General features: G+C 72.7%; 17 protein-coding genes. 12 read left to right on the plus strand and 5 right to left on the minus strand.

The genetic code is table 11. The features are described 5' to 3' along the window. The first annotated feature begins 9 nt into the window (after positions 1-9). The gene (locus ACIRJR_RS27745; RefSeq protein WP_403785492.1) at positions 10-1,713 is read left to right on the plus strand and encodes a hypothetical protein; all 1,704 of its coding nucleotides are present in this window, start codon (positions 10-12) and stop codon (positions 1,711-1,713) included. A gap of 33 nt (positions 1,714-1,746) precedes the next feature. Here ACIRJR_RS27745 and ACIRJR_RS27750 read toward each other — a convergent pair whose 3' ends face one another. Beyond that, positions 1,747-2,802 (minus strand): Ku protein, encoded by a 1,056-nt coding sequence (locus ACIRJR_RS27750; RefSeq protein WP_403785494.1) that lies wholly within the window; start codon positions 2,800-2,802, stop codon positions 1,747-1,749. 60 nt (positions 2,803-2,862) lie between these two features. Between ACIRJR_RS27750 and ligD the strand changes: the two genes are divergently transcribed. The 6 genes from ligD to ACIRJR_RS27780 all read left to right on the plus strand — a co-directional run bounded on the left by ligD (position 2,863) and on the right by ACIRJR_RS27780 (position 10,414). Continuing rightward, a complete protein-coding gene (gene ligD, locus ACIRJR_RS27755) occupies positions 2,863-3,756 on the plus strand; it encodes a non-homologous end-joining DNA ligase (RefSeq protein WP_403785497.1) in 894 nt (297 codons plus the stop codon). 184 nt (positions 3,757-3,940) lie between these two features. Then, positions 3,941-6,070: a PBS lyase gene (locus ACIRJR_RS27760; RefSeq protein ID WP_403785500.1), complete on the plus strand. Its 2,130-nt coding sequence runs from the start codon at positions 3,941-3,943 to the stop codon at positions 6,068-6,070. Continuing rightward, entirely contained in the window at positions 6,067-6,390 is a 324-nt protein-coding gene (locus tag ACIRJR_RS27765; protein WP_403785503.1) for a zinc-ribbon domain-containing protein, read from the plus strand. The genes ACIRJR_RS27760 and ACIRJR_RS27765 overlap by 4 nt, the downstream gene beginning before the upstream one ends. A gap of 82 nt (positions 6,391-6,472) precedes the next feature. Next, a complete protein-coding gene (locus tag ACIRJR_RS27770) occupies positions 6,473-7,837 on the plus strand; it encodes an FtsW/RodA/SpoVE family cell cycle protein (protein WP_403785505.1) in 1,365 nt (454 codons plus the stop codon). Next, positions 7,834-9,291, plus strand: a complete 1,458-nt coding sequence (locus ACIRJR_RS27775; RefSeq protein ID WP_403785508.1) for a peptidoglycan D,D-transpeptidase FtsI family protein — start codon at positions 7,834-7,836, stop codon at positions 9,289-9,291. Before ACIRJR_RS27770 ends, ACIRJR_RS27775 begins: the two co-directional genes overlap by 4 nt. 55 nt (positions 9,292-9,346) lie before the next feature. Continuing rightward, positions 9,347-10,414 (plus strand): amidase, encoded by a 1,068-nt coding sequence (locus ACIRJR_RS27780; RefSeq protein ID WP_403785511.1) that lies wholly within the window; start codon positions 9,347-9,349, stop codon positions 10,412-10,414. Here the strand turns inward: ACIRJR_RS27780 and ACIRJR_RS27785 are convergent. The 3 genes from ACIRJR_RS27785 to ACIRJR_RS27795 all read right to left on the minus strand — a co-directional run bounded on the left by ACIRJR_RS27785 (position 10,399) and on the right by ACIRJR_RS27795 (position 12,678). Continuing rightward, a complete protein-coding gene (locus tag ACIRJR_RS27785) occupies positions 10,399-10,521 on the minus strand; it encodes a hypothetical protein (RefSeq protein ID WP_403785514.1) in 123 nt (40 codons plus the stop codon). The two genes, ACIRJR_RS27780 and ACIRJR_RS27785, sit on opposite strands and share 16 nt — an antisense overlap. 48 nt (positions 10,522-10,569) lie before the next feature. After that, positions 10,570-11,460, minus strand: a complete 891-nt coding sequence (locus ACIRJR_RS27790) for an ADP-ribosylglycohydrolase family protein (protein ID WP_403785516.1) — start codon at positions 11,458-11,460, stop codon at positions 10,570-10,572. 108 nt (positions 11,461-11,568) lie between these two features. Then, on the minus strand, positions 11,569-12,678 hold the full coding sequence (locus ACIRJR_RS27795) for a ferritin-like domain-containing protein (protein WP_403785519.1): 1,110 nt from the start codon (positions 12,676-12,678) through the stop codon (positions 11,569-11,571). 189 nt (positions 12,679-12,867) lie between these two features. On the opposite strand from ACIRJR_RS27795, the gene ACIRJR_RS27800 reads away from it, so the two are divergent. The 5 genes from ACIRJR_RS27800 to ACIRJR_RS27820 all read left to right on the plus strand — a co-directional run bounded on the left by ACIRJR_RS27800 (position 12,868) and on the right by ACIRJR_RS27820 (position 19,169). After that, positions 12,868-13,803, plus strand: a complete 936-nt coding sequence (locus ACIRJR_RS27800; RefSeq protein WP_403785522.1) for a diiron oxygenase — start codon at positions 12,868-12,870, stop codon at positions 13,801-13,803. 40 nt (positions 13,804-13,843) lie between these two features. Beyond that, positions 13,844-14,635: a TetR/AcrR family transcriptional regulator gene (locus ACIRJR_RS27805; protein ID WP_403785525.1), complete on the plus strand. Its 792-nt coding sequence runs from the start codon at positions 13,844-13,846 to the stop codon at positions 14,633-14,635. A gap of 104 nt (positions 14,636-14,739) precedes the next feature. Further along, positions 14,740-15,015 carry a hypothetical protein gene (locus ACIRJR_RS27810; protein ID WP_403785527.1) on the plus strand — a complete coding sequence of 92 codons (276 nt, stop codon included), beginning with the start codon at positions 14,740-14,742 and terminating at the stop codon, positions 15,013-15,015. 71 nt (positions 15,016-15,086) lie between these two features. Continuing rightward, positions 15,087-17,807 carry a PQQ-binding-like beta-propeller repeat protein gene (locus tag ACIRJR_RS27815; RefSeq protein ID WP_403785530.1) on the plus strand — a complete coding sequence of 907 codons (2,721 nt, stop codon included), beginning with the start codon at positions 15,087-15,089 and terminating at the stop codon, positions 17,805-17,807. A 159-nt stretch (positions 17,808-17,966) separates the two neighbouring features. Continuing rightward, positions 17,967-19,169 (plus strand): C40 family peptidase, encoded by a 1,203-nt coding sequence (locus ACIRJR_RS27820; protein ID WP_403785532.1) that lies wholly within the window; start codon positions 17,967-17,969, stop codon positions 19,167-19,169. Positions 19,170-19,251: 82 nt separating this feature from the next. Here ACIRJR_RS27820 and ACIRJR_RS27825 read toward each other — a convergent pair whose 3' ends face one another. Beyond that, positions 19,252-20,493 (minus strand): styrene monooxygenase/indole monooxygenase family protein, encoded by a 1,242-nt coding sequence (locus tag ACIRJR_RS27825; RefSeq protein ID WP_403785535.1) that lies wholly within the window; start codon positions 20,491-20,493, stop codon positions 19,252-19,254. Between the last annotated feature and the right edge of the window lie 2 nt (positions 20,494-20,495).

A 20,495-nucleotide genomic window follows, 5' to 3' on the forward strand; every position in this document is an offset into this window, starting at 1 on the left:
GGGGCCGTGGTGGAATCGCGCGATCAGTCGGAGACACCGGAGCCCAGACCCGGCGCCGGGTGGGAGTCCGTACCGCAGGACGCCCGGGGAGCCGTGCCGCAGGACGCCCGGGGGGCCGTTCAGCCTCCTCCTCCCCCTCCTCCCACCCGGCCTCCGGCGGCCGGACCGCCGCCGCCGGGCGGCGCACTGAGGGCCGCCGCCGCCGGGCTGCTGAACCTCTCCGGTCTGGGTCTCGGCCACGTCCTGGTGCGCCGGTGGCGCAGGGCCGCGGCGAGCTGGGCGGCGACCGGTGTGTTCCTGCTCGTCGCGCTGCCCGCCGATCCGGACGGGGTGCCCGCCGTCCTCGTCGCCGGCTATCTCCTGCTGCTGGTCCTCGCCGCTGCCGACGCGGCACGCATCGCCCGGCGCACGGACATCGGGGGACCGCCCCGGCCCCTCCTGGCAGGAGTCCTCGGACTGCTGCTGCTCGCCGTCCCGCTGGCCGGCACCTCCGCCTACGCGTCCGCGCGGGACGAGGCGGTGGAGCGGGAGCTGCTCGGCCGGCTGGAAGAGGGCGACGATCTGGTCGCGAAGGCCGCGCGCAGCTCCTTCCTCCTGTCCGAGACCGACTACCGCCACGCACTCACCCTGTACCGGGATCTGAGCGAGGATCATCCCGGTTCGCGCGCGGCCGCCCTCGTCCCGGATCGGCTGAAGGCCTACTACACGGCGGTCGCCACGCCCTACCGTGCGAAGGAGCACTGCGAGGCGGTCGAGCCGCTGACCTATCTGCGCACGGTGCCCGACGCGGTGGACCGGAAGCTGCTCGGCGATCTCGCCGCATGGCCCGACACCCCGCTCGCGGAGTCGTTGTACGGCTGCGGGGTCTCCCGGCTGGACGGCACGGGGACCGGATCCGGAAGCGAGGAGCTGACCACGCTGCTGCGCACGTTCCCCGAGTCCCGGCAGGCAGGGCAGGTGGGCCCGGCCGTCAGTGGGAAGATACGGCAGCAGGTGGCCCGTCTGAAGGGCGCGGAGCCCTGCACCGTCACCGAGGACCTGCGCCGGACGAGTGCCCTGGTCGCGGAGCTGCCCGAGACCTCCGTCCCCTCGCTGGGCCGGCAGGCCGGCGCCGGTGTCCGGGACGGCGTGTACGCCTGCGGCGTGGACGAGTTCAAGGACAAGCGGTTCACGGACGCGCGGCAGACGCTGACGGACTTCGCGGACACCTACAAGGAGGACCGGCGCGTGCGGCACGCCCGGAACATCGCCATAGCGGCCGAGATAGCCGAGGACCGGCCCTCCGCCGGCAAGCGGCTGCCGGGGAGCGGGGAGCCGGGCGGTGCCCGGATGGAGCTCGTCATCAGCAACGGCGCCCCCAACGAGGTCGAGGTGCTCTACACGGGACCGGTCACCGGCACGGTGAAGCTGAAGCCCTGCGGTGACTGCGAGCGGTTCAGCAGCGAGGCCGCCGGCTCGGCCGGCGCCTGCAAGGCGGGCGGCACGTCGTACCCGAAGGCGCGGCTGCGGCTCCCGGCGGGCGAGTACCACTTCCTGTACAAGCACGGCACGGGGGCGACGGCGGCCGTGGACAGCTACTCCTCCGGCTCACGCGTCCAGTCCGGCTACACCTACACGAGCTGTACGTACGTCGTGGAGAGAGACAGGTACGGACTGGACCTGCCCACCGTGCCCGACCTTTCCGACCTGCTGAAACCCGCGTCCGCGCCCTGAGGGGCGGGCCTCGGCCGGCGCGGCCCTGCCGGGTCAGGCCGAGGTCCGTTTCCGGGTGCCCGAGGTGGTCTTCTTCGCGGTGGTCCTCTTCGCCGCGGTCTTCTTCGCGGTGGTCTTCTTCGCCGCGGTCTCCTTCGCAGCGGTCTTCTTCGCTGTGGTCCTCTTCGCGGGCGTCTTCCCGGACGGCGCCTTCTTCTCCGGGCCCGCCTTGCCGGTCTTCTTCGTGCCACCCCCTCCGCTCCCGCCGGACCGGGGCGTGCGGCCCTTGATCGGGTGGACGTCGGCGTCCTTGCCGTCCGCCTTGCCCCCGTCCCCCTTCGACCCCTCGGCGGCCCGCACACTGCTCTCCAGCGCGGCCATCAGGTCGATCACCTTGCCCTCGGGCTCCCCGGCCTCCTCCTCCGCGACCGGCTCACCGGACGCCTTCGCCGCGACGAGTTCCTCGATCGCCTCGCGGTACTCGTCGTGGAGGGTGTCCAGGTCGGCGTCGCCGAGCGTGTTCATCAGCGCGTCGGCCAGGTCGAGCTCGGCGTCACGGACCTTGACGCCCGCGTCCGGAGCGACGTCCTCGGGGGCGCGGATCTCGTCCGGCCACAGCAGGCCGTGCATCGCGATCACGTCGTCGACCACCCGCAGCATGCCGAGCCGCTCCCGCCCGCGCAGCGCGTACTTCGCGACGGCCACCTTGCCGCTGCGCCGCAGCGCCTCGCGCAGCAGGGCGTACGGCTTGGCGGCCGGGACACCGTTGGCCGAGAGGTAGTACGCCGAGTCCAGCTGGAGGGGGTCGATCGCCGAGGCCGGCACGAAACCCTCGATCTCGATGGTCTTGGCGGTGGGGAGCGGCAGCGAGGCGAGGTCCTCGTCGGTCACCGGGATCACCGTGCCGTCGGCGTCCTCGTACGCCTTCACGGTCTCGGAGGCGGGGATCTCCTCCTCGTCCAGCTCGCAGACCTTGCGGTAGCGGATCCGGCCTCCGTCGGCGAGGTGGATCTGGCGGAAGGAGATCGTGTGGTTCTCCGTGGCGTTCATGAGCTTGACCGGGATGCTGACGAGACCGAACGAGATGGAGCCGTTCCAGATGGACCTCACCGTGCACCCCTTATCGCCCGCTAAGCATTCATACATACGATTTCATGTGATTCTTATCGTATGACGCCGATCACGGAGGTGGAGGGGCGGCGCCTGGCGCTCAGCAATCTCGACAAGGTGCTGTACCCGGTCACCGGTACGACCAAGGGCGAGGTGCTGCACTACTACGCGGCCACGGCGGCGGGGGCGATGCTGCCGCACCTGCGTGACCGGCCGCTGTCCTTCCTCCGGTACCCGGACGGCCCGGAGGGACTGCGCTTCTTCACGAAGAATCCGCCGCCGGGTACACCCGACTGGGTGCGGACGGCACCCGTCCCCCGCAGCGACGACCCCGGTGCCCGCCAGGTGCTCGCGCAGGACCTCGCCTCGCTGATGTGGGCGGCGAACCTGGTGGTGGAGTTCCACACCCACCAGTGGCGGCAGGGCTCCCCCGCCGTGGCCGACCGCCTGGTCCTCGACCTGGACCCCGGGCCGCCGGCGGGCGTCGTCGAGTGCTGCGCGGTCGCCCTCTGGCTGCGGGAACGGCTGGCCGAGGACGGGCTGTCCGCGTACGGGAAGACCTCCGGATCCAAGGGGCTGCATCTGCTCGTCCCCCTGGAGCCCACCCCCTCCGAGGAGGTGACGGGCTACGCGAAGAAGCTGGCGGTACAGGCGCAGGCCGCACTCCCGGAGCTGGCCGTGCACCGGATGACGCGTGCGCTGCGCCCGGGGAAGGTCTTCGTGGACTTCAGCCAGAACGCCGCCGCGAAGACCACCGCGGCCCCCTACACCCTGCGGGCGAAGGGCAGCCCGACCGTGTCGGCGCCCGTCACCTGGGACGAGATCGAGGCGTGCGGGACAGCGGACGACCTGCTCTTCCTCGCCGGCGACATGGCGGCGCGGCTGGAGCTGCACGGTGACCTGCTCGCCCCTCTGACCGATCCCGGGCAGGCCCGGCCCCTGCCCGGTGGCTGAGAGGAGCCGCGGGAACGGCGTTCTCACAGCACCTTCACAGGCCTGGGGCGGTCCCATGAGGAAAGGCCGCAACTGGAGGGTGGATCGTCGTGTGCGTGGTGCACACTCTGCGCAGACACTGCTTCGCGGAGGCGTTCTTCCGCCGTGCCCGGGGAGCGGAGGGAAGACACGGGGAGGGCGTGGCGTGTTCACGGGGATCGACGAGGTCGACTGGGCCTCGATGAAGCATGCCTACGGTCCGGCCGACGACGTGCCGGCCCTCCTCTACGGACTCGCCTCGGCCGACCCGGCGGAGCGGGAGGGCGCGCTCGACGGGATGTACGGCGCGGTCCACCACCAGGGCAACGTGTACGCCTGCACGCTCGCCTGCATCCCGTTCCTCTTCGAGCTGGCGATCGACCCCGGGATACGCGACCGGGGGAGCGTCGTCGAGCTGCTCACCAGCATCGGTGGCATCGACCTGGACGAGGACGAGGAGGACGGGTTCGACGATCTGGACGAGGACGAGATCGAGGGCGTCGCGAACTACGCGATGGCGGCGGCAGCCGTGTCCGCCGGGTCCGCGGTGTTCTTCGAGCTCGTCGCCGACGAGGATCCGGGGGTACGGCTCGCCGCCCCGCTGGCCCTGGCCACCCTGCACGCCCGGCCGGGCAGGGTCCTCGCGCTGCTGCGGGAGCGGCTGCCCGTGGAGGCGGACGACGAGGTGCGCCTCGCCCTGGTCGAGGCCGCCGGCCGGATCGCCCTGCGCCACCAGGCGCTGTCGGAGCGGGCCGCGGACTGGCTGAGCCGGCTGGCCGCGGAGGCGTATCCGCCCGGACTGCGGCTGGCGGCCCTCGCACAGCTCGCCAGGTGCGCCCCCGACGCCCTGCCGGGGGATGTCGTACGGGTGGTCTCCGGCCTGCTGCGGGAGCTGCGCTCCGGTCCCGCCCGTCCGGAGACCGGCCCCCCGCAGCCGCCGGGCGGCGAGGAGGGCACGGCGGACCGGGTCCCCGCTCCGACGCTGGTGGGGCAGTTGCGTGAGCTGTCCGCCGAGGAGTCGGCCGGGCGCAGCACCCCCTGGGCCGCCGACCTGCTGCGGACACTGCACGTCGGCCTGAACGACCGTGTGGCGGACCGCACGGCGCTGCTGACCGACCAGCTGCGCAGCCCCGACCCCTGGCAGCGCGTCGACGCCGTACGCATGAGCAGCGGGCTGATGCGGGCCTGGCGTGGGACTTACGAGGACCTGGTGCGGCTGATCGGCGTGCAGCTCTCGGATCCGGAGCCCAGGCTGGCCGATGCCGCCGCGTACGCGCTGGAGGATCTGTTCGGTCTGGCCGCGCCCGCCGGCGACGCGCTGGCCGGGCGGGTGGCGGCGGATCCCGGGGCGTGGGTGAGGGAGTGGGCGAGCGGACCGCCGGGGCTCGGCTCCGCGGTGAAGGCGCTGGCCGGGCTGGGGGACGCGCGGGTGCTGCCCGCCCTGGCCGCGGCGCTGGAGCGGCCGGAGGTGCCCCACGACGTGGGCTTCGCGATCAGGTGCCTGGGCGATACGGCCGCCCCGCTCGCCGGAGTGCTGCGGCGCAGGCTCGGCGAGGTAGGGCTGGACGAGAGCCTGTACGACCGGGCGAAGCCGCTGCTCGGCGGGGTGACGGCGCTGCGCGCGGGCGAGGCCGCGCCGGAGGTGCTGCGGGTGCTGCGGGGAGCGCCGGAGTACCGGGGCGAGTGGCTGCGTACGGCGGCGCTGCGGGCCCTGGGATCCTTCGGCCCGGCCGCCCGCCTCGCGGTCCCGGAGCTCCTGCGCCTGATGCGGCAGCCGGGGACCGCGGTGGCGACCGAGGCGGCGGAGGCCCTCTGGGCGGTCACCGGGGACGCCGCGGCGGTGCTGCCCGTGCTGGCCGAGGGCCTGCGGGCCGAGCAGGTGCGCGACTGCCGGGCGGCGGTGAGCGCGCTGGGAGCGCTGGGGCCGCGTGCCGCCGCGGTGGCGCCGCGGCTGCGGGCCCTGCTGGAGCACGAGGAGCTGTGGCTCCGGGTCGAGGCGGCGGTCGCTCTGTGGGAGATCTCCGGGCGGGCCTCCGGCGTGGTGCCGGTGCTCCTGTCGGCATGGGAGAAGAACTGCCACGTCAGGGTCCGGGTCGCGGAATGTCTGGCGCGGATGGGCCCCGACGGTGCAGGCTCGGACGCGATACGGGTGCTGCGCGCCGAGCTCCTGTCCGTACGCCGCCACAAGGCGATGGACGGCGGGTACGGCAGCCACGACACTTATGAGGACGAGAAGCTGCTGGCGCTCTGCCGGCGGGCGCTTCCGGAAGACACGGGGAAAGGAACCACATCATGATCATTTTCGGTACACGGGGCTATCTCTACCAACTGGCGGTCCTGACGATGGTGTGCGGCTGGTGCGGGAATCCCGCCGCGCACACCCTGCGCAAGCGGGTCACCAAGTTCACTCTGTTCTTCGTACCGCTGTTCCCCTTCTCCACGAAGTACGCGACGCAGTGCACCTTCTGCGGCGGGGAGCGGCAGATACCGAAGGAGCAGGCCGACCAGCTGCTGGCGCAGGCCCAGGGCGGCCAGGACGGCAATCCGTACGGTGCCGCCCAGCAGCAGCAGCCCGGCTACGCGCCTCCCGGCGGCCAGAACCCGTACCAGAGCTGATCCGCCCCGGCGGCGCCCGCCGAGGAGTGCCACGAAGCTGACATAAGGGAAATAGCACCCGCCTCTTGCTACGTTGCGGGGCATGACCGCAACGACGGCGGACGCACGCCCGCCCGCGCTACGCCTGCCCAAGCGGCGCGGGGTCGAGCTCTCGCTCCTGATCGGGGCCGTGCTCATCTCCGTCTACGGCTACGCCGCCGTCGGCCTCGCCCGGAACAACGCCGTGCCCCCCGATGTCGCCGGGTACGGCGCCGGTCTCGGCCTCCTCGCCCTCCTCGCCCATCTCGCGGTCCGCTTCCGCGCCCCGTTCGCCGATCCGCTGCTCCTGCCCATCGCCGTCCTGCTCAACGGACTGGGCCTGGTGCTGATCTACCGGCTCGACCTGGAGACCCCGAGTGACCGGGCCGCGACGACACAGCTGATCTGGTCCACACTCGGGGTCGCCTTCTTCATCGCCGTCGTCGTCCTGCTGCGTGACCACCGGGTGCTCCAGCGCTACGCGTACCTCTCGGTCGCCGCGGCGCTGGTGCTGATGATCGTGCCGATCTTCTTCCCGGCGGTGAACGGGGCGAAGATCTGGATCCGGGTCGGCGGACTCTCCTTCCAGCCGGGGGAGTTCGCGAAGATCCTCCTCGCCGTCTTCTTCGCGGCGTACCTCGCCGCGAACCGCAACGCGCTCGCGTACACCGGCCGCAGGATCTGGAAGCTCCAGTTCCCCACCGGGCGGGTGCTCGGCCCCATCGTCGCGATCTGGCTGCTCAGCGTCGGTGTCCTCGTCCTGGAACGGGACCTGGGCACCTCGTTGCTCTTCTTCGGGCTCTTCGTGATCCTGCTCTACGTGGCCACCGGCCGGACCGGGTGGATCGCCGTCGGGCTGCTGCTGGCCGCCGCGGGAGCCTTCGTCGTCGGCTCGTTCGAACCCCATGTGCACAGCAGGGTGGAGGACTGGCTGGACCCCTACGCCTCCATCGACGCGGGTGAGGGGCCCGGCCAGCTCGCCCAGTCGCTCTTCGCGTTCGCCGCGGGCGGCATGCTCGGCACCGGCCTCGGGCTCGGCCACTCCATCCTCATCGGCTTCGCCGCCAAGTCCGACTTCATCCTGGCCACCGCCGGCGAGGAGCTCGGACTGGCGGGCCTCACCGCGATCTTCCTGCTGTACGCCCTGCTGGTGGCCCGCGGCTTCCGTGCGGGGCTGGCCCTGCGCGACCCCTTCGGGAGGCTGCTGGCGATCGGCCTCGCCTCGATCCTGGCGCTCCAGGTCTTCGTCATCGCCGGCGGGGTGATGGGGCTGATCCCGCTGACGGGGATGGCCATGCCGTTCCTCGCCCAGGGCGGATCGTCCGTCGTCACCAACTGGATCATCGTGGCACTGCTCATCCGGGTCAGCGACGTGGCCCGCACACCGGATCCCGCCACGGAGTCCGCGCCGGCCGGGGAGGCACAGTGATCCGCTACATCCGGCACGCCGCCGGCTTCTGCCTGCTCCTGCTCCTGGCCCTGCTCGCCAACGCCGCCCGCATCCAGCTCTTCGAGGCGGACGAGCTGGACTCGAACTCCGCGAACCGCCGTACGGTGATCGACCGCTACGACCAGCCGCGCGGCAGCATCCTGGTCGGCGACGAGCCCGTCACCGGCTCCGAGGACACCGGAGAGCAGCTCGCGTACGAGCGCACCTACCGCCATGGTCCGCTCTACGCGCCCGTGACGGGATACGCCTCGCAGACGTACGGCACCACGCTGCTGGAGAACGCCGAGGACGGCATCCTCTCCGGCACCGACCCGATCCTGGCCCCGCTCCCCCTCTGGGGCGACCTCACGCGCAGCCGGCAGCCCGGCGGCGACGTCGTCACCACCGTCGAGGACTCCGTGCAACACGCGGCGTACGACGGCCTGGACGGCCGGCGTGGCGCGGTCGCGGCGCTCGACCCGTCGACCGGCCGGATCCTGGCACTGGTCTCCTCCCCCTCGTACGACCCCGAGGTCCTCTCCGGGACCGGCTCCCAGGTGACCGACGCGTGGGCACGGCTCAACCGGGCGCCGAGCCGGCCGATGCTCAACCGGGCCATCCGGCAGACCTATCCGCCCGGTTCGGCCTTCAAGATCGTGACCGCGGCCGCGGCGCTGGACGCCGGTGTGGTCACCGATCCGGACGAGGACACGGACACCCCCTCGCCCTACGTCCTGCCGGGCACCTCGACCGTGCTGCCCAACGAGGCGAAGGGCTGCGAGAAGGCGTCCCTGGCGGAGGCGATCCGCGTCTCCTGCAACACGGTGATGGCCCATCTCGGCGTGCGGGTGGGGCTGGACGGGATGCTGGAGACGGTGCGCGGATTCGGCTTCAACGACAACGATCTGAAGATCCCGTCCCGGGTGGCCCGCAGCAACTTCGACGAGGACATGAGCGACGACCAGCTCGCCCAGTCCTCGATCGGCCAGTTCGACACCGCCGCGACCCCTCTCCAGATGGCGATGGTGGCCTCCGCGGTCGCGAACGGCGGCGAGCTCATGCGCCCGCACCTGGTGGACCGGGTGACCACCGACGACGGGGACACGGTCCGGCAGCAGGGCGCCGACTCCTACCACCGGGCGATGAACCCCACGACGGCCCAGCAGCTCCAGCGGATGATGGTCGACGTGGTGGAGAACGGCACGGGCAGGAACGCGGCGATCGACGGTGTGACGGTCGGAGGCAAGACGGGCACCGCCCAGCACGGCGTCGACAACTCCGGCACGCCGTACGCGTGGTTCATCGCCTGGGCGCAGGCACCTGACTCCGGACGCCCGGCGGTGGCCGTCGCGGTGGTCGTGGAGGACGCCGCCGCCGACCGGGCCGATGTCAGCGGCGGCGGCAACGCGGCGCCGATCGCCAGGGCCGTCATGGAAGCGGCACTGGCGGACTGAGCCGGTACCGGGCACCGGGCGCCCTCTCCGCGTGGCGGCACAGGAGACTGGTCCCATGACAGCGGCTCTCGAAGCGTCCCTCGCGCGGATCGACCGGCTCGATCCTCGGCTCCACGCGTTCACCGAGGTCTGGCACGAGGAGGCGCGGGCCCGCGTGGACGCCGCGTCCCGCCTCCCGCTCGCCGGGCTGCCCTTCGCCGTGAAGGGCCCCGCGGGCATCCGCTCGTACGCCGCACGGCGGCTGATCGCCGCGGGCGGGATCCCGGTCGGGGCGACCTCCGTCCCCGGGCCGGGGACACCATGGCGGACCTGGGGGCAGGGGGCGCACGGACGGACGGTCAACCCGTGGCGTCCGGACCGGACTCCGGGCGGTTCCTCGGCGGGATCGGCCGTGTCGGTCGCGGCGGGCATGGTGGACGTCGCGACGGGCAGCGACGGCGCCGGTTCGGTGCGGATCCCGGCGGCCTGGTGCGGAGTGTTCGGACTGAGCACGACGGCGGGCCGGCTCCCCTCCCCCGACCGCACGGGCCTCGCGTCGGCGGGCCTGCTGGCGAGCTCCGCCGCGCGGGCGGAGGAGTGGCTGACCCATCTCCTCGACGGGTACGCACCCCGGCCCGCGCGCCTTCCCGTCCCGGCCGTCTTCAGCCCGGACCTGGGCTTCGCCCGCGTCGACCCGGAGGTCGCGGAGGTGACACGGGCCGCCGTGGACCGGCTGGTGGCCGCGGGAGCGGTACGCCTGATGCCGGGATCCTGCGAGCTGCTCGACCCGGCGGAGGCGTGGTCCGCGGTGCGCGGAGGGACTCCCGGGCCTTCCACGGAGCGGATCCGCGACGCCAACGACCGTACGCTCGACGCCCTCTTCGCCCGTACGCCCCTGCTCCTCACTCCGGTCACACCGAACCGGCCGCACGGCCACGACGGCCCGGGGGACGTCCACTCCACCGCGCTCACCTGGGCGTTCAACCTCAGCGGCCATCCGGCGGCGAGCCTGCCGGCCGGTTTCACGGCGGACGGCTGCCCGGTAGGTCTCCAATTGGTGGCCGACCGGGGCAGGGACGCCGAACTGCTCGGCATCGCACGTGCGCTGGAGGTCTGTCTGCCCCGTTCTCAGCCGATCGGCTGACGGATCTCCTCCCGGACCCTCAGCGTCTCCCCGGCCGCCCTCTCCAGGTCGATGTCCGCCGCGTCCGTCGTCGCCTCGTCGGGCCGCACCACGGCGTCCATCGCCACGGTGTCGCGAAGCGCTCCACCGGCCCGGCATCCGGCTGCCGCCGCGGCTCAGCTCAGGGGCTCCCTCCGCTGCCGCCACGCGGCGGGAACTCCCTCCACCCCGGTCCGCGCCCCGACGACACCCCCGGTGATGGCACAGGTCGTGTCCACGTCCCCGAAGCCCTCCGCCGTGGACCACAGGGCGCCCTCCAGGTCGTCCGGGTGCCGTGCGGCGGTCCACAGTGCGAACGGCACCGTGTCGTCGGCCCTGATCCGTCGCCCGTTGCCCAGGAGGTCTGCCGCCTTCCACGGTTCCGTCGTGAACGGCACCTCCGCGGCCCGGAGCACTCCGTCCCGCACGAGGCCCTCCGGTGTCCGCCCGGCGACGGCCTCCAGCGTGAACTCCCCGCGCACGGAGAGCGCCGCGGCCACGGCGACCGCCACCGCACCGGCGACGCCCTCAGGATGGGCGTGGGTGACGGCCGCCGAGAGCTCGGCCTGTTCGGCGGCGTGACCGACGTCCGCGTGGAAGCGGGCCCCGAGCGGCGCGACCCTCATCGCGGCGCCGTTGCCGAGACTGCCGCCCTCGAAGAGCCCGGGCGCCAGGGTGCGCCAGTCGGCCGGCGAGGTCAGCAGCTCCGGAAGGAGTATGTGCATGCCGTGCCCGTACCCGCGGGCCCGGTCCCCCTCGAAGGCCAGGGCGAAGTACAGGGCGAGCCGGTCCTGTTCGACCTCCCCGTGCTCGTCGAGCATCCGCTGCAGGGCGAGCGCCAGCGCCGTGTCGTCGGTCCAGTGCCACACGGGCTCGTGCGGGGTCAGGCGCGCCCGGACCTCGGCGTACGCCTGCCGGGGCGGCCGGAAGAGCGGGAACCAGCGTTCCCCGAAGGCGTCACCGAGCGCGAGCGCCTCGAGGCTGCGGCGTGCGGCGAGCGGATCTCCGCTGTGTGAGGGCGAGTTCATGGCTCCCATCCTTCCGGAGCTCCCAGGCCTCGTACATCCGTTTGTCCGGCGACGGGCAGCGCACGCACCACGGGCCGCACATCCGGTCCGCCGCCCGCCCCGGGCCGTTCACCCCGGTGTGCCGCCCTCCGCTATGGCGTCGGCCACCTCGGCGACCCGCGCCTGCTCCTCCACCGCGAAGCGGTCCCGGTCCAGCTGCTCGGCGATCTCCTCGTCCTGGGCCATCAGCAGGTCCAGATTCGAGTTGCCCAGCTCGAACACGCCCATGTCGACGTAGGCCTTCTGGAGCCGCTCGCCCCAGAGGCCGATGTCCTTGACGCAGGGGACGATCCGGCTGAACAGCAGCTTGCGGAAGAGCTGGAGGTACTCCGAGTGTTCGGAGAGGTCCTTCGCCTCCTGCCTGCCGATGCCGAAGTTCTCCAGGACCTCGACGCCGCTGAGCCGGTCGCGCATCAGGTAGCAGCCTTCGATGACGAAGTCCTCGCGCTCACGCAGTTCGGCCTCGCTCAGCTGCTGGTAGTAGTCGCGCAGCGCCATCCGCCCGAAGGCCACGTGACGGGCCTCGTCCTGCATGACGTAGGCCAGGATCTGCTTGGGCAGCGGCCTGGTCGTGGTGTCGCGGATCATGCCGAACGCGGCGAGCGCCAGCCCTTCGATGAGGACCTGCATGCCGAGGTAGGGCATGTCCCAGCGGGAGTCGCGCAGGGTGTCGCCGAGCAGCCCCTGGAGGTTGTCGTTGATCGGGTAGAGCATCCCGACCTTCTCGTGCAGGAAGCGGCCGTAGATCTCCGCGTGCCGCGCCTCGTCCATCGTCTGGGTGGCGGAGTAGAACTTCGCGTCCAGGTCGGGGACCGACTCCACGATCCGGGCGGCGCAGACCATGGCGCCCTGCTCGCCGTGCAGGAACTGGCTGAACTGCCACGAGGTGTAGTGCTTGCGCAGTTCACCGCGGTCCCGCTCGGTCATCTTCGCCCAGTGCGGGGTGCCGTAGAGGGTGAGGGCCTCGTCCGGAGTGCCGAGCGGGTCGGCGGGATCGACCTCCAGGCTCCAGTCGATGCGCTTGTTGCCGTCCCACTGCTTGTCCTTGCCCTTCTGGTAGAGGGCGAGGAGGCGTTCGCGGCCGTCGTCGTAGTCCCAGCTGAACCTGGCCGCGCCCGTGGCGGGGACCTGCCACGTCGGTGCGGTGGGGGCGGTGGTGTAGAGGTCGTGTGTCGACACGGACAGCTCCTTCGCCTGGCGAGGATCGTGAATTCCGTGGTGCTGACGTCAGTTGGCAGGTTCACACGTTGGTAGACACGCGGTCAACAAGTCGCGCGCAAGGGATTGACTGGCTTGCTGACAGGCAGTCTCATAATGCTTGAGCAAAATCCTGACCGCCGGTAACCCCTCTGTGAGGTGCCTTCAGCCATGACGACAGTGACCGACGAGGACATCCAGGCGCTGCGTGATGCGCTCGGCCCGCTGAAGGACCGCGAGCAGGTCGCCGCGCGCCTGCTCGAAGCCTCGGCCAAGCACTCCTTCGATCCGGACACGGAGCTGGACTGGGATTCGGCCGTCGAGGACGGCAAGTGGTTCTGGCCGCCGGAGCTGGTCTCCCTCTACGACACCCCGATGTGGCGGAGGATGTCGGAGGACCAGCGGATGGAACTGGCCCGGCACGAGGCGGCGTCGCTGGCCTCGCTGGGGATCTGGTTCGAGATCATCCTGATGCAGCTGCTCGTACGCCACATCTACGACAAGTCCGTGACCAGCAAGCACGTCCGCTACGCACTCACGGAGATAGCCGACGAGTGCCGGCACTCCATGATGTTCGCCCGCATGATCGAGTGGGGCGGGGCCCCCAGCTATCCGGTCCCCCGGCGCTACCACAACCTGGCGCGGGTGCTGAAGACCATCTCCACGACCCCCGGTTCCTTCGCCGCGACGCTGCTCGGCGAGGAGATCCTCGACTGGATGCAGCGCCTCACCTTCCCCGACGAGCGGGTCCAGTCGCTGGTGCGCGGGGTGACCCGCATCCACGTCGTCGAGGAGGCCCGGCACGTGCGCTACGCACGCGAGGAGCTGCGCCGGCAGATGGTCACCGCCCCCCACTGGGAGCGCCGGCTGACCCGTCTCAACTGCGGTGAGGCGGCGCGCGTCTTCTCCGTCTGCTTCGTCAACCCGCAGGTCTACGAGAACGTCGGCCTGGACCGCCACGAGGCCGTCGCGCAGGTGAAGGCGAGTGGCCACCGGGCGGAGGTCATGCAGACGGGAGCCAAGCGGCTCACCGACTTCTTCGACGACATCGGTGTGCTCAACGGGGTGGGACGCAGGCTGTGGAAGAGCTCGGGTCTGCTGGCCTGAGGCCGCCTCCCATGAGCCGCGCGGCCTTAGGCTTCCGGGTATGACCTCCGCACCCGCAGCACCGCCGGCCCGCGCGTACCGACGGCTCGGTGTCGAGGAGCGCCGCGCCCAACTGCTGGGCGCGGCGCTCACGCTCTTCGCCCACCGGGCACCGGACGACGTGTCGATCGACGAGGTGGCGGCCGCGGCCGGGGTCTCCCGCCCCCTGGTCTACCGCTACTTCCCGGGCGGCAGGCAGCAGTTGTACGAGGCCGCCCTCGGGTCGGCCGCCGAGCAGCTGACGCTCTGCTTCGCGGAGCCCGCCGCCGGCCCGCCCACCGAGCGCGTGTGCCGGGTCCTGGACCGCTACCTCGGCTTCGTCGACCAGCACGACGCCGGTTTCAGCGCGTTGCTGCGCGGGGGCAGCGTGGCCGAAACCTCGCGGACGTCCACGATCGTGGACGGCGTACGCCGGTCGGCGGCCGAGCAGATCCTCCTCCACCTCGGCCGGGGCGGCGGCCCCGGCCAGGAACCCGCCGGGCCGCGTCTGCGGATGATGGTGCGCACCTGGATCGCGGCCGTGGAGGCGGCGTCCCTGATCTGGCTGGACGAGGAGAAGCAGCCCCCGGCGCCGGAGCTGCGCGGCTGGCTGGTCGACCATCTGATCGGCCTGATAGCGGTGACCGCGGCAACGGACGAGGAGACCGCGTCCGTGGTGGCCGACCTGGTGGGCCAGGAGACGGCCGACGGCCCGGTCGGACGGCTGGCCGCGCTGGTGGCCCCGGCCGGCGAGGCGGCGACACACCTGCTGGCCCCTGGAGCCGCTCCGGGCGGGAACGGGCCGGCGGACTGATCCCCCGGCGCACCGGCGCACTCCGGCCCTACCGGTGCCGTGCGTACCCGCGCGCCCCAGGGGACCGGACGGCGTCGCCCGGTCCCCTGGGTCAGACTGGCACCGTGAAAAGCGAGAACACCCCCTTCCGCGGCGGCCCTCTGGACGGCCGGGTGCTGCCCGTCCTGCTCGGGCCGACCGGCCATCCGCCCAAGTGGTACGAGGTCCCGGTCCCGGACGCCGACGGCGGCCCCGCCACCGTGTACGCCTACCGGCGCGCACCCGCCGGCCATTCGAAGCGGCTCGGCCTGCAGCGGGGCTGGGTGTACGAGTTCGTCCCCGAGGGGCGTGAGCGCTTCTCGCCCAAGTGGCCCTGGGGCAGGCCCCGCAGCGGGCTCTGAGCCGCTGCCGCGCCCGCGCCCGTAAGATCGGCGGTCAGGTGCCGAGGGCACGGTCACAAGGGGGGTGCGCCATGGAGGCGCTGCGTCAGGACGATCCACGTCACTTCGGCCCGTACACCGCGCTGGCCCGCCTCCGCGAGAGCGCGAGCGCCGTGCACTACCTGGCCCGGGGTGTGGACGGCGACGACCTCGCCGTGGTGACCGCCGCCCGGCCCGCCCTCGCCTCCGCACCCGCCTTCCGGCGGCGTTTCCTCGCCGAGGCCCGTACCGCCGAGCGGCTGGCGGGCGGCTGGGTGCAGCCGCCCCTCGCCGCGCCGGAGGACGACGCCCTGTGGACGGCAGCGGCCTACGTGCCCGCGGTGACGCTCGCCGAGGCCATCGGCCTCGCCGGTCCGCTGCCCGAGCGGGCCGTCCGGATACTGGGCGCGGGCCTGGCCGAGACCCTCTCCCGGGTCCATGCCACCGGGGCCGTGCTCCAGGGGCTGGCGCCGGAGACGGTGCTGCTGGCCGAGGACGGCCCCCGCCTCACCGCGTTCGGGCCGCTCGGTGCGGCGGCGTCCGCCGAGGCCCGGGAGAACGGGCGGCTGTCCGTGCGGCTGGGCTACCTCACCCCCGAGCAGGTCGAGGGCAAGGAGGCGGGCCCGGCGTCCGACCTGTTCGTCCTGGGCCTGCTGCTGGCGTACGCGGCGACGGGGACGACTCCGCTCGCCGACGGCCCCGCCGACGAGGCGGCGGAGCGCATCGCGCACGGCTCGGCCGAACTGGGTTCCGTTCCTGATGAGTTGCGGGCTCTGATCGCCGGCTGCCTGGCGAAGGACCCGGACGACCGGCCCGGTGCGGGATCGGTGGCGGCGGATCTCGCGCTGGAGGGCGCGGCGGGCCTCGCCAAGGGCGGCTGGCTTCCCGGGCCGCTCTCGGCGGCCGTGACGGACCAGGCGGCGCGGGCGCGGGCGGCGGAGCCTCCGGTGGATCCGGTGGACTCCACGGACCCGGTGGACTCCACGGACCCGGTGGACTCCACGGACCCGGTGGACTCCACGGACCCGGTCCAGGACGCGGTGTCTGCCGACGGCGGGGCTCCCGACGGCGAGGTGGAGCGCGGCCGGGCACCCACCGAGGAGGTCTCCCCAGGTGGCGCCGCGGTCACGGGGGCGGGGGCGGGGGCGGACAACGGGGACATCGGGGAGGACAGCCGGACGACACGCTTCCTGGGAACCGGGGCGCGCACCCCGCGGTCCGACCGGGCGACGACCCAGCTCGCCCTCCCCCGGGAAGTCACCGGCTCCGCGCCCCCGCACCCGGCGGCAGCCGCCCTGCCGCCCGCACCCGCACCCGCACCCGCACAGCCTTCTTACCCTTACGCCTACCCGGCCGCCGGGCTCCAGGGTGCTCCCGCACCCGCCCCGTCCGCCCAGCTCGCCCTGCCCGCAGCCCCACCGCCCGCACCGCCCCGCGCAGCGCCCGCACCGGCCACCAGCCGGCGGGCGCTTCTGACCACGGTCGCCGCCGGTGCGGCCGGACTGGTCGTGGGCGGATCGGCGGTGGCCGCCCTCGGGTCGGACGGACCCGCCTCCGCCGCCGACGGCAAGTCCGCCGGAGAACCGGCGCCGGGCCCCGCCCTCCCCGGCCGGGCGCCGGACCCCCGGTGGATCTACACCCACCCGGCCACTTCACCCGCCCCGCTGACCGCGGGCGTCTGGCGGGGCAGGCTGCTGGTGCTGACGGACACGGACGGAGCGACCGCCGTCGACCTGCGGACCGGCCGGAAGCTCTGGGAGCGTGCCGACGCCGGCGGCGCCCAGGCGGTCCTGGCGGCCGGTGACGACCTCTGCTTCCTCGCGAGCCCGGCCGAATTCCTCTGGCTGTCGCCGAAGGACGGAAGCGTCGCGCACCGGGTGCGCTTCGCGGACCAGTTCACCGGCGTCCCGGACATGAAGGTCGCCCCGCTCACCGGCCTCTCCGGGTCCGTCCTCTGGTTCACCGGTTCCCACACCGTCACCGTGAAGGCACCGAAGCCGAAGAAGGGCAAGAAGCCCGGCAAGGACACCAAGGCCGTCAAGGCGTACTTCTTCGCGTACGACATCGTGCGGCGCGAGGAGCTCTGGCGTGTCCCCGTCCCGGCGGGCCGGGCGCCCGGCACCCCGGCCTACCGGCTGATCTCCGCCCGGGACGCCGACCTCGTCGTACGCCAGGTCTCCGACACGCTCACCCCCGCCGATGCCGCGGCGGGCAAGGGCAAGGCGTCCTTCCGGTGCTTCGACCGCGCCACGGGAAAGCAGCTGTGGAACCGGCAGTTCGGCTCGGTCTCACCGGCGGGCTCCGCGGTCGGGGACGAGGACGGACTGCTCTACGGCGCGGTGCGCGACGATCTGCAGGCGTTCGAGACGGACACCGGGAAGCCGGTCTGGACTCTGAACGGGACGGCGTCGTCGGTCTTCGGCACACCCCTCCCGGCGGGGGCGGTGCTCCACACCGCGAACCGCAATCAGGAGGTCGGCGCCGTCGAGTCGGCCACCGGGAAGCTGCTGTGGCGACGGTCAACCGAGGCACGTCGCGGCGACTACGCGCCCGCCATCACGCTCAGCGACGGCGGGAAGACCCTGCTCGCCGCGGACGGTTCACAGGTGACCGCGTTCCGCGCGGCGGACGGGCGCCGGCTGTGGAAGTTCCAGGACATCGGGGTCCAGGACCCGAAGGGCGCCGCGGTCACCGGGTGGTACCGACTGATGGCGGCGGGGAAGACCGTGGTCGTCCAGCGGGAACGGGCCGTCTACGCCTTCCCCGTCGACTGACCTCTCCAGGGGCCGGCGTCCTCCGTTCGGGGCACACCCCGGACGGCACGCGGAGCGGTCCTTGCATCACCCCCGGCCGAGTGACCGGATGGACGAGATCCGATCATTTGTGGGGTAGTCCGATTAATCGGCATCACCCCTGACACCGGAGGTGATGCCGTGCCGGGCAGAGTCGCACGCGCCCTCTGTACGGCCGCGCTGGCGGCGGTCGTCGCCACATCCCCCGCCGTCGCCGAGCCGGCCGGACCGGGACCCGCCCCGACGGTGCCGACGGAACCGGAACCCTCCGCGTCCGAGGCGGGCGGAGCGGGCACCGCCCCGGCCGCGGGACCGGCTCCGCAGAGCGTGGCCGGGCTGCTGAAGCAGTTGCAGACGCTCTATCAGAAGACAGAGGAGGCCGGCGAGCTCTACAACGGCACCGAGGAGGAGCTGAAGAAGCGGACGGCCGAGGCCGGAGAGCTGCGGGCGGAACTGGCCAGGGCCCGGGCCGCGCTGACGTCGGGCCGCAGGGACGCCGGGCGGCTGGCGCGCGACCAGTACCAGGGGAACACCGGTTTCTCCGTCTATCTGCGCCTGCTGCTCGCCGAGGACCCGGCGCGCGCCCTGGAGCAGAGCCACGTCATCGAGCGCGCCCAGGCCGGCAGGTCCGCCGTGGTGGACCGGCTGACCGGCGCGGAGAGGCACGCCGAGGTGGTGGCGGCCAAGTCCCGGGCGGCGCAGGAACGCCAGCGGGCGCTGACCGCTCAACGGAAGAAGCAGCGCGACACCGTGCGGTCCCGGCTGAAGGGCATCGAGGCGATGCTGGCCTCGCTGTCGGCCGAGCAGCTCGCCGCCCTGACGGCCCTGGAGGAGAAGAACATCGGAGAGGCCCAGACCGCTCTGGCCGCGTCGGGGGCACTCGGTTCGACCCGGTTGCCGTCCGAGGAGGGCGGCGAGGCCGTGCGGTACGCGATCGAGCAGATCGGCAAGCCGTACGTCTGGGGCGCCGAGGGACCGGACTCCTTCGACTGCTCCGGCCTCACCTCCCAGGCCTGGGCGGACGCGGGGAGGACCATTCCGCGGACGTCCCAGGAGCAGTGGCGGGAGCTGCCGAGGGTTCCGGTCGGCTCGCTGCGTCCCGGGGACCTGGTGGTCTACTTCCCGAAGGCGACGCATGTGGCGCTCTACATCGGCGACGGCCTCGTCGTCCAGGCCCCCCGCCCCGGGGCCTCGGTGAAGGTGTCGCCCCTGGCGTCCAACCCTCTGCTGGGCGCGGTCCGCCCGGACCCCGGCGGCACGCCGCTGAGCTCCTACACCCTGCCGGAGCTGCCCGAGGGCGCCACCTCGGGGACGGACACGGGGTACGACGCCCCGGACGCATGAGAAACCGGGCCGTCACACTCCTCCGCGCGTCTGCGTGGCGGAGGTGACGGCCCGGTCCTCGTGCGGCGAGGTGTCGCCGGTGTCAGCCCTGCGCGCCCGTGAGCGAGGCGAGGTAGGCGTTCGTCTTCTCGGGCTCGAAGAAGAAGTTGTCGAAGTCCGCCGGGTCGTTGAACCCGTTGGCGAACCGGTCGGCGGCCGGCTGGATCTGGCCTGAGGCGCCGATCAGGTTCAGCACGTGCTCCGGGGGCGGGCCGAGCATCGCGTTCGTCCACTTCACGACGTGCTGGGTGTTCTCCCAGTGGCGCTCGAAGGTGGCCTCCATCCACTCCTCGTCGAACGGCCGGTCGCCGTGCTCGAGGATCGAATGCAGGTAGGAGTGCGCACACTTGGAGGCCGTGTTGGAGCCCTGGCCCGTGATCGGGTCGTTGGCGACGACCACGTCCCCCACCCCGAGGACCAGACCGCCGCCGGGCAGCCGGCCGACGGGCCTGCGCACGGTCGGGGCGTAACGGCCCGCCAGCGTGGCGTTGGCGTCGGTCAGCTCGACCTTGGTGGCGCGCGCGTATTCCCACGGGGTGTACTTCTCCATGAGCTCCAGCGTCTTGGCCAGGTGCTCCGAGGGGTCCTTGATGCCCTGGAAGGCGTCCAGCGGACCGCCGGGGATGCCTTCCCAGAAGAGGATGTCCGCGCGGCCCGAGGTCGTCAGCGTCGGCATGATGAAGAGTTCGCCGACACCCGGGACCAGGTTGCAGCGCACCGCGTCGAACTCGGGGTGCTCCGGGCGCGGGCCCAGACCGTGGACGTAGGCGACGGCCAGCGCCCGCTGCGGGGCGTCGAACGGCGAACGGGAGGCGTCCCGGCCGAACATGGAGACCAGCTCGCCCTTGCCGGCCGAGACCATCACCAGGTCGTAGGTACGGGAGAAGTAGTCCAGGTCGGAGACCGCGGCACCGTGGATGACGAGCTGTCCCCCGCGCTGGGCGAAGGTCTCCATCCAGCCGGCCATCTTCACGCGCTGGTCGACGGACTGCGCGTAGCCGTCGAGCTTGCCGACCCAGTCGATGACCCGCGAGGAGTCGGGCCCGGCGACGGAGACGCCGACACCCTCGATCCGCGGAGCCTGCGACTCCCAGAAGTTGAGCTGCAGGTCGCGCTCGTGCTGGAGGGCCGTGTGGAACATGCACTGCGTCGACATGACCCGGCCGGACCGGATCTCGTCCGCGGTGCGGTTGGACATCAGGGTGACTTCGTACCCGTTGGACTGCAGTCCAAGGGCCAGCTGGAGACCGGACTGGCCGGCTCCGACTATGAGTACTTTCCGCATCG

It is taken from the genome of Streptomyces sp. NPDC102402 (assembly GCF_044765765.1).
Taxonomy (GTDB): domain Bacteria; phylum Actinomycetota; class Actinomycetes; order Streptomycetales; family Streptomycetaceae; genus Streptomyces.

Excerpts from the sequence above, each read along its gene's own strand:
- ACIRJR_RS27805 (WP_403785525.1), top strand. The coding sequence starts at position 13,844 with ATGACCTCCGCACCCGCAGCACCGCCGGCCCGCGCGTACCGACGGCTC.
- ACIRJR_RS27825 (WP_403785535.1), bottom strand. The coding sequence starts at position 20,493 with ATGCGGAAAGTACTCATAGTCGGAGCCGGCCAGTCCGGTCTCCAGCTG.
- ACIRJR_RS27815 (WP_403785530.1), top strand. The coding sequence starts at position 15,087 with ATGGAGGCGCTGCGTCAGGACGATCCACGTCACTTCGGCCCGTACACC.
- ACIRJR_RS27770 (WP_403785505.1), top strand. The coding sequence starts at position 6,473 with ATGACCGCAACGACGGCGGACGCACGCCCGCCCGCGCTACGCCTGCCC.
- ACIRJR_RS27800 (WP_403785522.1), top strand. The coding sequence starts at position 12,868 with ATGACGACAGTGACCGACGAGGACATCCAGGCGCTGCGTGATGCGCTC.
- ACIRJR_RS27790 (WP_403785516.1), bottom strand. The coding sequence starts at position 11,460 with ATGAACTCGCCCTCACACAGCGGAGATCCGCTCGCCGCACGCCGCAGC.
- ACIRJR_RS27780 (WP_403785511.1), top strand. The coding sequence starts at position 9,347 with ATGACAGCGGCTCTCGAAGCGTCCCTCGCGCGGATCGACCGGCTCGAT.
- ACIRJR_RS27765 (WP_403785503.1), top strand. The coding sequence starts at position 6,067 with ATGATCATTTTCGGTACACGGGGCTATCTCTACCAACTGGCGGTCCTG.
- ligD (WP_403785497.1), top strand. The coding sequence starts at position 2,863 with ATGACGCCGATCACGGAGGTGGAGGGGCGGCGCCTGGCGCTCAGCAAT.